At 39.1% G+C, this 12,923-nt stretch carries 10 protein-coding genes; all 10 read left to right on the top strand.

Going from position 1 to position 12,923, the window contains the following annotated elements:
- Nucleotides 1-10: 10 nt before the first annotated feature.
- The 10 genes from CD001_RS10100 (at nt 11) to CD001_RS10145 (ending at nt 12,891) form a co-directional block, all read left to right on the top strand.
- Nucleotides 11-1,522 carry a tripartite tricarboxylate transporter permease gene (locus tag CD001_RS10100; RefSeq protein ID WP_096187478.1) on the top strand — a complete coding sequence of 504 codons (1,512 nt, stop codon included), beginning with the start codon at nt 11-13 and terminating at the stop codon, nt 1,520-1,522.
- Nucleotides 1,523-1,598: 76 nt separating this feature from the next.
- A complete protein-coding gene (locus CD001_RS10105) occupies nt 1,599-2,633 on the top strand; it encodes a tripartite tricarboxylate transporter substrate binding protein (RefSeq protein ID WP_096187480.1) in 1,035 nt (344 codons plus the stop codon).
- Between the two features lie 141 nt (nt 2,634-2,774).
- Entirely contained in the window at nt 2,775-3,713 is a 939-nt protein-coding gene (gene kdgD, locus CD001_RS10110) for a 5-dehydro-4-deoxyglucarate dehydratase (RefSeq protein WP_096187482.1), read from the top strand.
- A 67-nt stretch (nt 3,714-3,780) separates the two neighbouring features.
- Nucleotides 3,781-5,244: an alpha-ketoglutaric semialdehyde dehydrogenase GucD gene (gucD, locus tag CD001_RS10115; RefSeq protein WP_096187483.1), complete on the top strand. Its 1,464-nt coding sequence runs from the start codon at nt 3,781-3,783 to the stop codon at nt 5,242-5,244.
- Between the two features lie 30 nt (nt 5,245-5,274).
- On the top strand, nt 5,275-6,528 hold the full coding sequence (locus CD001_RS10120; protein ID WP_096187485.1) for an enolase C-terminal domain-like protein: 1,254 nt from the start codon (nt 5,275-5,277) through the stop codon (nt 6,526-6,528).
- Between the two features lie 16 nt (nt 6,529-6,544).
- Nucleotides 6,545-7,501, top strand: a complete 957-nt coding sequence (locus CD001_RS10125) for a hydroxyacid dehydrogenase (protein ID WP_096187487.1) — start codon at nt 6,545-6,547, stop codon at nt 7,499-7,501.
- Nucleotides 7,502-7,556: 55 nt separating this feature from the next.
- A complete protein-coding gene (gene garD / locus CD001_RS10130) occupies nt 7,557-9,083 on the top strand; it encodes a galactarate dehydratase (protein ID WP_096187489.1) in 1,527 nt (508 codons plus the stop codon).
- Between the two features lie 190 nt (nt 9,084-9,273).
- Nucleotides 9,274-10,608 carry a hypothetical protein gene (locus tag CD001_RS10135; protein WP_096187491.1) on the top strand — a complete coding sequence of 445 codons (1,335 nt, stop codon included), beginning with the start codon at nt 9,274-9,276 and terminating at the stop codon, nt 10,606-10,608.
- Nucleotides 10,609-10,689: 81 nt separating this feature from the next.
- The gene (locus tag CD001_RS10140; RefSeq protein WP_096187493.1) at nt 10,690-11,754 is read left to right on the top strand and encodes an Ldh family oxidoreductase; all 1,065 of its coding nucleotides are present in this window, start codon (nt 10,690-10,692) and stop codon (nt 11,752-11,754) included.
- Between the two features lie 222 nt (nt 11,755-11,976).
- Entirely contained in the window at nt 11,977-12,891 is a 915-nt protein-coding gene (locus tag CD001_RS10145; RefSeq protein WP_096187495.1) for an ArsR/SmtB family transcription factor, read from the top strand.
- The last annotated feature ends 32 nt before the right edge of the window (nt 12,892-12,923 follow it).

The raw sequence follows: 12,923 nt of genomic DNA on the forward strand, positions 1-12,923 counted from the left end.
GGGTGCTCAAGTGTTTGAATTATTTTTGGAAGGGCTTACAGAAGTTCTCACAATTAAAACAGTCTTATTTATTTTAGCTGGCGTTGCAATGGGACTAGTTTTCGGATCTATTCCAGGGTTGACAGCGACGATGGCGATAGCGATTGCATTACCAATGACATTCGGGATGAGTGCTGTCGATGGTATGTCTTTATTAATGGGGTTATACATAGGAGGGATTTCAGGAGGATTAATCCCAGCCATTTTATTAAGACTTCCCGGAACACCGTCTTCGATCGCGACAACCTTTGACGGATATCCAATGGCGAAAAATGGTGAAGCTGGGAAAGCATTTGGATATGCCATTGTATTTTCCTTTTTAGGTGGTTTATTAAGTATTTTAATCTTAATGCTTTTAGCTCCCCCACTAGCTAGTATTGCTTTAAAGTTTGGTCCGTTTGAGTATTTCGCAATTACGATTTTCGCATTAACGATGATATCCAGTTTAGCTGGCGGATCATTAATTAAAGGAATACTAGCTGGGTTAATAGGAGTAGCTTTAGCTACTGTTGGATCTGCTCCTATTGATGCATTCCCGAGGTTTACGTTTGGGTTTAATGCGTTGGATGCAGGGTTTGATTTACTGCCCGTCCTCATTGGATTGTTTGCGGTATCTGAAATCATAAAAGCTTCTGAACGGAAAATTAGAAAGGGGAAATCCATTCACTATAAAATGAAAGGTTTCGGTTTTTCTGTACGAGACTTTTTCAAACAAGGATGGAATGGTTTAAGATCTAGTTTAATAGGAACAGGAATTGGTATTTTACCAGGTATCGGTGGTGGAACAGCCAATATTATCGCTTATATTACTGCCAAAAATCGTTCGAAAAACCCTGGGAAATTCGGGAAGGGGACACCGGATGGGGTCGTAGCTTCTGAGTCGGCAAATAACTCTGCTGTTGGGGGAGCTCTCGTCCCTTTGATCTCTTTAGGAATTCCGGGAGATACGGTAACTGCGCTTCTGCTTGGTGGGTTAGTCATCCATGGCTTAACTCCTGGTCCATTACTCTTTCAAAACAATGGGAGTGCCGTTTACGGAATCTTTATTGCTTTAATCATCGCCAATATAGGAATGATTATTTTATTGTACTTTGGTATGAGGTATTTTACGAGAGTGTTAAGTGTTCCTAGATATATTTTATTACCTATTATACTAGTGCTTTGTGTTGTAGGAGCAATTGGTGTAAATAACCGTATGTTTGATGCTGGTGCACTATTATTTTTTGGATTACTAGGATATGCAATGCTCAAATTTAAATTCCCGATAGCGCCAGTAATTCTAGGATTTATTCTCGGACCTCTCGTTGAAACAAATTTAAGAAGAGGTCTGATGCATACACAAGGCGACTTTATGCCATTTTTAACACAACCAATCGCTGCATTATTTTTAGGATTAGCCCTATTATCTATTGTTTTGAAAGTGAGAGATAATTTTAAGAAAAAGAAGAATCTAGATACTGGTAGTATAAATACTGGCATATGACGAAGTGGTTTTAGTAGGACAGGAGGACGTTCCTGACTATTAAGATATATTCATTATTGACATTAGGAGGGGAATTATGAGAAGGAGATTAAAGCTTATTTTGTTTATGTTGTCTGTATTGTTTATAGCAGCAATCGTTGTCGGATGTTCTGATGATGAGGGAGCAAGTGAAGCGAATACAGAGGGAGAAGTTCAAAATAGTGAATCGGATGATAGCGATGGTAATGAAGACGAAGCAGTAAATTATCCAACAGAGCCAATTACGGTAGTCGTTCCTGCTGGGGCTGGTGGAGATACGGATATTAATGCAAGAATTTTAGGAAAATATTTAGAAGAAGAGTTAGGGCAACCAGTTGTTGTTTCCAATGTAGCTGGTGCTGGCGGAACAGTTGGATCTACAGAAGTATTAGATGATGAAGCAGATGGTCATACTGTACTATTTTTCCACAACTCATTATTACTTAATCATATTTTAGGTCTTGCTGACTTTAGTTACAACGATTTTAAACTAGCTGGTATTGCGTTGTTAGATCACGGAAATACATTTATGGTCAATGCTGAAACAGGCTTTGAAGACCTAGAGGATATGGTTGATTACGCACGTGCTAATCCTGGAGAAGTTTCGATTGCTACTGAAGTAGGCGGGTTTACACACTTGCAATTATTAGCTTTAGAAGAAGACCAAGGTATTGAACTGAACATTGTCGATGTAGGTGGAGCAGCTGATAAACTAGCAGCACTCCTAGGAGGACAAATTGATATTAATCCAACAGCTTTAGGGTTAGTTCGGGAATACGTAGAATCTGGTGATCTTCGAAGTCTTGGGATTATGGCCGAGGATCGTATTGATTTAATGCCAGACGTTCAAACGTTTACAGAGCAAGGAGTGGATAGTGTTTTTGAAAAGTTCTTCTTCTATGGATTCAATCCTGATACGCCGGATGAATTCGTTGAAATATTTTCTCAAGCAGTAGAAAATGTCGTAAATAATGAAGAGTATAGAGCAGAAGCTGAAGAATACCTTGTATCACCAACTTTTATGGATCCAGAGGAAGCATTTGAATATATCAAAGAAACCGAAGAGTACTATAAAGAATTGCATGGGGAGTAAATAACGGTTTTATTTAATGCCCATAACAAAATAAGTGACGATGTTATGGGCATTTTATTATTTTTTTATGAATATATATCGTTTTAAAAAAATAAAATTTATTTGTAAGACAATTAAAATTACGAGAAGGGTTGGGTTTAAATGACGGTTGAAAGAAAAGCACCACGAGGAATACTAGGTTTTCCTACTGCACCTTTAGATGAGCAGGGAATGATCGATGAAACAGCGTTAGCAGCAAATGTTGAGTATCTCATTAAGGGAGGATTAGCTTCGATCTTTATTGCATGTGGTTCAGGTGAATTTCATGCTTTAAAAAGAGAAGAATACCGTACAATGGTTGAGGTTGCTGTGTCTGTAGCAGGTGGCAGAGTCCCTGTTTATTCTGGTGTAGGTGGAAATGTATCTGATGCCATTGAATTGGTTCGATTATCAGAAGAGTTAGGGGTGGATGGCTACTTAATCCTCCCACCATATTTAATTCAAGGTGAGCAGGAAGGTTTATACAATTATTACAAAGCAATTGTCGAAAAAAGTGAATTAAATGCTATTTTATACAATCGTGATAATGCAATCATTGAGTTAGATGTACTGCAGCGACTAGTAGATGAATTTCCTCAGATCGTAGGATTGAAGGATGGGCATGGAAATATGGAATTAAATCTAGAGTTGATACAGACAATCGGGAATCGTCTTGAATGGTTAAATGGGATGCCGTTTGCTGAAATAACGATGCCTGCCTATACACAAATAGGATTCAACTCTTACTCATCTGCTATGTCTAACTACATGCCGCACATTTCAAAGCTTTACTATGATGCTCTTTTAGATGGAAATGAACAATTAGCTAATGATATTTATGTAAATGTACTTCTTCCAATTAATCGTATTCGTAAGGCAAGAAAAGGGTATGCGGTGTCATTAATTAAAGCAGGGATGAACATACAAGGTTTGCCAGTGGCAAATACTGTCCGTCCTCCTTGTGTCCCTGTTGAAACAGAGCATTACGAACAATTGAAACAAATTATTGAATTTACTTTGGAAAGGTATCCGGTTGAACAAAATGAGGCGTCCAATCTATAGTTTCAAAGTTTATAAGGTAGAAGTTCGAATACTGCCTAAAGCATTGATAAGAGCAGGAGGATAAAAAATGACTGTAGACACAAAAAAAGAAACGTATTTAAACTTTGTAAATGGGTCTTGGGTGGAATCATCTAGCGGTGAAGTGAAGGAAAGCGTAAACCCCGCTAATCGAGATGATATTATCGGATCTGTTCAAATGTCTAATGTCCAGGAAGTTGATCAGGCTGTGGCATCTGCAAAGAAGGCTCAAAGCGCGTGGAGGAAACTCTCAGGGAATGAAAGGGGCACGATTTTATACAAAGCAGCGGATATTCTAGAAAGGAATTTAGAGGATGTTGCCAAATGTATGACGCGCGAAATGGGAAAAACCTTTCGTGAAGCAAAAGGAGAAACAGCTAGAGGGGTAGCAATCCTTCGTTACTATGCTGGAGAGGGATTACGAAAAACAGGTGATGTGATTCCTTCAACTGATCGTAAAGCGCTAATGTTTACGAATAGAGTCCCTTTAGGAGTTGTTGGCGTTATTACACCTTGGAACTTTCCAGTAGCTATCCCAATCTGGAAAATGGCTCCAGCACTCATATATGGAAATACTGTTGTTATTAAGCCAGCTCTAGAAACAGCAATTACTTGTGCAAAAATTTTTGAATGCTTTGAAGAAGCAGGCTTTCCTGATGGAGTAGTAAATATGGTCACCGGATCTGGATCAGTCGTTGGTAAGGCGATTACGGACCATCCAAATATAAATGGAATTACGTTTACAGGTTCAAACGGAGTTGGAAAAACAATTGGGCAAGGAGCGTTAGCGCGAGGTGCAAAGTATCAGCTTGAAATGGGAGGCAAAAATCCAGTCATTGTAGCTGCTGATGCTGATCTCGATCTTGCAGTAGACGCAACTATTAGCGGAGCCTTTCTTTCAACTGGGCAAAAATGTACGGCAACTAGCCGTGTCATTATAGAGGATTCAGTTTATGACATTTTTAAAGAAAAACTATTAGCTAAAACGAAAAATATTACAGTAGGAGATGGACTTAACGAAGAGGTATGGATGGGACCATGTGCAAGTGAAAACCAACTTCAAACCGTGCTTTCTTATATTGAAAAGGGTAGACAGGAAGGGGCTTCAGTCCTCGTTGGTGGGACACAGCTCACGGGAGAAAAATTTGAAAAGGGCTTTTTCGTAGAGCCGACAATCTTTGAAAATGTGACAAATGACATGACGATTGCTCAGGAAGAAATATTTGGTCCTGTCATTGCTTTAATGAAAGTAGATCATTTAGAAGAGGCGCTTGCATTAGCGAATGACGTTAAGTTTGGTTTGAGTGCATCGATCTTCACATCAAATATTCAAAAAATGCTCTCATTTATTGAAGAAATGGATGCCGGTCTTGTTCGTATTAATTCAGAAAGTGCGGGAGTCGAACTACAAGCACCATTTGGTGGGATGAAACAGTCGAGCTCACATTCACGTGAACAAGGTGAGGCAGCGAAGGAATTTTTCACTTCCACGAAAACGATTTTTGTTAAGTGACCGTATTTACTTTGAAATGGGGTGAAGGTGATGACTCATCGTACCGAACAACTAACTGAAGAAAAAGCGATAGATGCACCAATCATTACTGAAGTGAACGTAATTCCGGTAGCAGGCTATGATAGTATGCTATTAAATTTAAGCGGGGCACATAGCCCCTTCTTTACCCGTAACGTCGTTATTGTAAAGGATAATTCCGGAAATATCGGAGTGGGAGAAGTTCCGGGTGGTGAATCGATTCGAAAAACAATGGAAGATGCAACGCCACTCATGATCGGGCAGCCAATTGGCAAATATAACAATATTCTTAAACATTTAAACGTCCCAGTGGCAGCTCTGCTAGGTGAAGGACAGCAGAGAGACAAGGTAGAGATGTTAGGATACTTATTTTATATTGGGGACCGAAAAAAGACGGACCTTCCTTACCTTTGTGATCCTAAAAATGAAGTTGATTGGTTACGACTTCGTCATGAGGAAGCTATAACTCCAGAAGCAATTGTCAAGCTAGCAGAAGCAGCACATGAGAGATATGGATTTAATGACTTTAAGTTAAAGGGAGGCGTGTTACGTGGAGATGAAGAGATCGAAGCAGTAACAGCCTTAGCAGAAAGGTTTCCTAATGCGAGGATTACATTAGATCCGAACGGTGCTTGGTCTTTAAAAGAAGCGATTCGACTTTGTCAAGATAAACATCATATTTTGGCATATGCTGAAGACCCTTGTGGAGAAGAAAATGGCTATTCATCTCGAGAAGTGATGGCCGAGTTTCGCCGTGCTACAGGTTTGCCTACGGCTACTAATATGATTGCAACCGATTGGCGTCAACTCGGACATTCAATTCAGCTTCAGTCAGTCGATATTCCATTAGCAGATCCTCATTTCTGGACGATGCAAGGTTCGGTACGAGTTGCGCAAATGTGTCATGACTGGGGATTAACGTGGGGGTCTCATTCGAACAACCATTTTGATATATCACTTGCGATGTTTACCCATGTGGCTGCAGCTGCACCAGGAGAGATTACGGCCATTGATACACACTGGATTTGGCAGGATGGTCAGCGTTTAACGAAAGAACCGTTTCAGATTCAGGATGGCATGGTCAATGTTCCTAATAAGCCTGGTTTAGGGGTTGAAATTGATATAGATGAATTAGAGGATGCCCATCGACGCTACAAACAAAATGCCCTAGGAGGCCGTGATGACTCTGTTGCGATGCAAGCTCTTATTCCTGGCTGGAAGTTTGATAACAAACGTCCGTGTTTAGTAAGGTCATACACCGAATGATGAAGGCGGTTAACGAATGAGCTATACAATCCTTATTGCAAAGGGTGTCTCAGAGATTGGGAAAAAGTATTTACTCGAGCGGAATTATGACGTCATCTCTGAAGTAACAGAAGAAGTCATCCATGAGAAAATAACTAGCTGTGACGCAATATTGGCTAGAACAGAACCGTATACTGCAGAAATGTTAGCGAGTGCAAATCATTTAAAAGTCATCGCAAAAAATGGAGTCGGTGTTGACAACATTGATATCAACAAAGCGTCTGAGCTTGGAATTTATGTTACAAATGCCCCTCTCTCAAATGCTAACTCAGTTGCAGAACATACATTAGGTCTTATTATGGCGTGTGCTAAAAATATCCTTACAATTGATAATGAGTTAAGGTTAGGGAACTTCGATATAAGAAATCAAGTGGTGAGTTATGATTTAGATGGGAAAACCGTCGGAATCATTGGATATGGACGAATCGGGTCACTATTAGCAAAGAAAGCAGTAAAAGGGCTTGGCATGAGAGTAGTATGTTATGACCCTTATGTAAATCTTGAATCATTATCTCCTGAAGTTGAATTAGTCAATCATATAGAAACTCTCCTTAAAAAGGTTGATTTTGTCAGCCTTCATTTACCATTCACGAGTGATACAGTAGGACTCATAGGAGCAAATGAAATACAAATGATGAAAGAGACCGCATATTTAATCAACACAAGCAGGGGAGAATTGATTCATGAAGATGATTTATATAGAGCGTTGAAAGAGAATCAGATAGCAGGGGCAGCACTAGATGTCTTCAATCAGGAACCACCTAGTAAAAGGAACCCTCTTTTTCGTTTGAGCAATGTCATTGTTACTCCTCATAGTGCTGCTATGACTACTGAGGCAAAAGATCGCATGTCATTACATGCTGCTATCGGAATAGATGATGTATTATCTGGTAAAAAGCCAAGTTGGCCAGTAAATATTCCTATAATAAAGTGATTGAACACCTTCTACTAGAGTCAAGATTAAAAAGTCATTGTAAAGGAGAGGTATGATGTCTTTGAATAAGGAAGTAAACGAAGTCCCCCTTTACATTAAAGTTCATACAAAAGATAATGTTGCAATCATTGTAAATTCTCGAGGTTTGAGAGAAGGGACACAGTTTTCCTGTGGACTTACCTTACATGAATTTATACCTCAAGGACACAAAGTCGCTTTAACAAATCTTGAATTGAATCAAGCAATTATCCGGTATGGTGAAACTATCGGATATGCACTTGCTCCGATTAAAAAAGGCAGCTTGATTAAAGAGTCTCTTGTCAAAATGCCCACTCCACCAGAGTTAGATCAATTGTCGGTTACAAATGAGCGACCTGATGATCTGTCCCCGTTAGAAGGGTATACGTTTGAAGGATATCGCAACACTGATGGAACAGCAGGTGTTAGAAATATTCTTGGGATTACGACGAGTGTACAATGTGTCGCGGGTGTTCTTGATTATGCAGTTGATAGAATTAAAAAAAAAATCTTGCCAAGGTACTCTCATGTCCACGATGTAGTGGCATTAAATCATACGTATGGGTGTGGAGTTGCTATTCATGCACCTGAGGCAGACATTCCTATTCGGACGATTCAAAATATGTCGACCCATCCAAACTTTGGTGGTGAAGTCATGATTGTCGGATTAGGATGTGAAAAATTACAGCCTGAGCAAATAGGTGAACAAGCAGATATTGTAACACTCCAAGATCAACCAGGTTTTATCCACATGGTCGAACATATTATGAAAATGGCTGAAGAGCGTTTGAAGAAATTAAACGACAGGAAAAGAGTAACTTGTCCTGTATCAGATTTAGTCATTGGCTTACAATGCGGTGGAAGTGATGCTTTTTCAGGTGTAACTGCAAATCCAGCAGTAGGATATGCGGCCGATTTATTCGTTCGTGCTGGAGCAACGGTTTTATTTTCAGAAGTGACTGAAGTGAGAGATGCTGTTCATCTTTTAACTCCTCGTACGATAAACAAGAAAGTAGCCGAACGGCTGATTGATGAAATGCAATGGTATGATGATTACTTACAACGAGGAGAAGCAGACCGCAGTGCAAATCCGTCTCCAGGTAATAAAAGGGGAGGCTTATCAAATGTAGTTGAAAAATCGCTTGGATCTATTGTTAAATCAGGAACGAGTCCAATTGTAGATGTCTTGTCACCCGGAGAAAAGGTGAGACGAAAAGGACTGACTTTTGCAGCTACTCCTGCGAGTGACTTTGTATGTGGGACATTGCAATTAGCTTCCGGGATCCATTTACAAGTGTTTACGACTGGGAGAGGAACACCATATGGGTTAGCAATGGCCCCTGTCGTGAAAGTGTCAACTAGAAACGCCTTATCAGATCAATGGAGTGATTTAATTGATGTGAATGCAGGGAAGATTTCAACAGGTGAAGCTACTATAGAAAAAGTAGGATGGGAATTATTCCATTTTATTTTGGATGTTGCCAGTGGTCGAAAACAAACATGGGCTGAACATTGGGGGATAAGTAATGATCTCAGCTTATTTAATCCAGCTCCAGTAACGTAAAATAAATAATCTATATAGTACGTATTCAAAAAGGAGATATCAACGCGACGAAGTTTTGAGTCGCGGAGTGTATCATGTTCAAAGGAGAAACGAGCGAACGCAGAGACACGAAAGCTATTTTTCCAGGCTTCTTGAACATCCTAAGGTAGCAATTTTTTTCCGCTTTTCATTGAAAGGAGATGAAAGCTGTATGCGCAGTCATCTCATTTTGCTCATGTGTCTATTATTTCTAATATACTATTTCGTAGATTTCACATGGTTAGGGAACGTTGTCATCGTTGTATCGATTTTAGCATTTTTAGCAAGCGCAGCAAATGCTTCTCGTTTTCCTAAGGTCGTATCAATTTTAATGATGAGTACCGGAATCATATTAGAAATAAATAAAGGATCTGGATTGGATGGAGTGAGTCATGGGATATTATTAATTCTTCCACTACTCTGTTTAGTAACGCTTGCTCCTCTCCTTTCTATTCCATTAAAACTCGGAGGATACTTCGAATCGGTCGATTCTTTGTTGCGAAATTTGCTACATTACCCTAAACGAATGTTTGCAGGAATAACAATGATCCTATTTATTTTGAGCCCTATATTAAGTTTGGGGTCGGTTAGAATTATTAGTGAATTTCTAAAAGACCTTAAGCTTCCTTCAGCAATGTCTGCAAAAGGGTATTTAATTGGATTCTCTACAGCGATCATGTGGTCTCCATATTTTGCCTCAGTCTCTCTCGTTCTCTATTATTTAGACATACAAGTTGGAAGTTATATTTTATACGGAATCGGCTTGTCGGTACTTTCATTACTAGTCGGTAATGTATTATTTGCCTTTTGGGAAAGAAATCATCCTCTTGATCAATCAGTCATTTTACAGGAAGAAGGACTGGACAAACATTACCGTATTAAACTTTTACAATTGGCAATGTTTGTGCTGATGCTTTTAGCTGTTTCTTTAACAATAGAGTATTTAACGAAATGGTCAATGATTATTATCGTCTGTTTGATTTCAATGATATTGCCATTATTATGGGGGCTAGTAACAAATGGATGGAAGCGGCTGATTCCGTTACTAAGAACGTACCGTGACGATTCTGTACTCATGTTGAATAATGAGATTGCTCTTTTTATGAGTGCCGGTTTATTAGCACATGCGGTCCAAGGAACTCGTTTGGCTAATCAAGTAAGTCAGTGGTTAACAGACATTGCAAACGTGTCGTTTTTATTATTTGCCCTATCTGTTATGTGCATTGTTTTAGTTGTAACATATGTCGGAATTCATCAGATTGCAGTTATTGCTGCATTAGCGATGCAATTAAATTATGAGGAGCTCGGTATGACAAGCTTGTCACTTGCAATGCTCCTTTTATTAGCTTGGTCCGTTTCATCATCATTAAGCCCATTTTCCGGATTAAATTTAATGGTCAGCAGAATAGTAGGCATTTCTGGTATTGATACAGGTGCAAGGGCAAACGGGTTACACTTATCACTTCTGACCGTGATGGGAATTGGCATTTTTCTATTGATTAGTTAAAAAATGTGATGGTATAAAGTGAAGTTGTTAATGATCTTCTTTTGCTAATTGGCATTACTTGCCATGAAAGGGATGAGAGAGATGATCTTTACGCATGATTTATTAAAATCATATGTGATCGACGTATTAAAATCAGTCGGATTAACAGAGAAGAATGGGAGTATTGTAGCTGAAAGTCTAGTTTCAGCAAACCTTCGTGGTGTTGATTCACACGGTGTCACACGGCTTCCGATCTACGTTAAACGAATCAAATCGGGGGCAGTAACACCGAACCCGAAAGTCTGGATTGAAGAAGAAGGTCAGTCAACCCTTTTAGTAGACGGCAATGATGGTATGGGTCAAATTGTCGGACTAAAAGCAATAGAATATGGTATTAAAAAGGCAAAATTAAATGGTGGAGTTTATGTAGGTGTGAAAAATTCTACGCACTTTGGAACCGGGGCGTTTTTTGTTCAACACGCATTACAACATGATCTCATCGTTGTTGCGATGTCAAATGCTCCTTCTACAATGGCTCCTTATGGAGGAATTCAGCCGTACTTAGGAACGAACCCCTATGCTTTTGGACTACCATCTGATAAATATCGCCCGGTTATTTTTGACATGGCTACAAGTGTAGTAGCTAGAGGAAAAATTATATCAGCAGAGCAAAGAGGTGCGGATATTCCGTTAGGTTGGGCGATTGATCAAAATGGTAAAGAGACAACGAATGCAAAAGAAGCATTGGAAGGGACTGTTCTACCATTTGCAGGACCAAAAGGATATGCAATTTCATTAATGATCGATATAATGAGCGGAGTCTTAACTGGAGCGGGGTTCGGTCAGCACGTAAATAATATTTATGGTGATTACGATAAACCACAAAAGGTTGGTCATTTCTTTCAACTGATTGATATTAACAGCTTTATGCCAGCTGAAACCTTTAAAAAAAGAGTGGACCAAATGATTCGTGAAATAAAGTCTTCACCTAAAGCAGAAGGTGTAGAAGAAATATATTTACCTGGAGAAATAGAGTTTAATACTGAAAGGGAGAGGTTAAGAAATGGTATCCCTCTAGATCAGGAAGTGTACGAGGCATTAAAAATTGTCGGAGAAGAAGCAAATGTCGATATATCAAAATATCACACACCTGAAAAAGCTTTATAAACTCATCCATTGAATGAATCACATTTGTGAAGAGAAAGTAATCCCCGCTAAGGTTAAATAAAGATGTTAAGCTTCTAGTACAAACGATCCTTAAGGCGAAAGCTGAAAGGTTCGTTTTTTGTTTTGTATAAATCTTCTGTATATTTGTTCGATAAATATTGAACTTTTATTAATGTTCAAATAATATAGAACTATATAGAAGTTCGATAAGAGGTGAACGTAATGAGTTATGAAGTAAATATTGATTTTTGTGAAGCGTTCGAGCTGTTTAGTAGCTTTAATGCTTATACAAATAAAAAATCACATAAAGGTTTAGAATTGGGAAGCGGCTGGGTCAAGCGTATTCGAGAAAAAATGAGTCCAGCATTTCACGAAACGATTAAAGGTGTTCAATCGAGTGACCTTTCTCTTGACCTGCTTTTACTTGATTGTCCGCCTGAAAAGCGTTCTGCAAAAGAATTTTTGACTTGGATGGAGCAATTATCAGTTGGTGAACTGTATGAGCGAATGTCACCTTTCATACTAGAGGGAAGTGAAACGATGCGTGACTTAAACAATTGGCGGAACCGAATGGTCTACCTTTTTTCTTGTTGGAATGAAGAATACTTTCAACATTGCGATCGTTCGATTGTTGCGAGTCTCCAAAAAGATGCTGAAGAGAAGCAGTCTTTCATAAAGAAATCTTCTCCTGTTGAAATCGTTGAAGAAGTAACAAATGGACTGATGGTGGAGTCGATTGAAGGATTAAAGAAAGTCATTCTCGTTCCGCAATATCACTTTCGCCCATACAACTTAATCGCCAATTATCGAGGATTGCATTTTTACTATTATCCAGCAGATATACAAACATCAGATCCTGATATTCCTCCTTCATCACTGATGAGATTGACGAAAAGCTTAGCTGATGAAAACCGTTTGCGAATTCTTCGCTTTTTAATGGCAGGAGAAAAAAGTTTCACTGAAATTGTTCAGTACACAGGGCTTGCTAAAAGTACGGTTCATTATCATATGGTTTTGCTGAGATCATCTGGGTTAATAAGAGTTCATCTTGGATCAAACTCTGGAGAAACATTCAGCTTAAGACAGGGGGGAGTTGATCAGTTACACACACAATTGGCCGAGTATCTTCGACAATAGGACACGAAAGCTTTTGACTTGATTCAGCAATA

It is taken from the genome of Evansella halocellulosilytica, assembly GCF_002335745.1.
In the GTDB taxonomy this organism is placed as follows: domain Bacteria; phylum Bacillota; class Bacilli; order Bacillales; family Salisediminibacteriaceae; genus Bacillus_CA; species Bacillus_CA halocellulosilytica.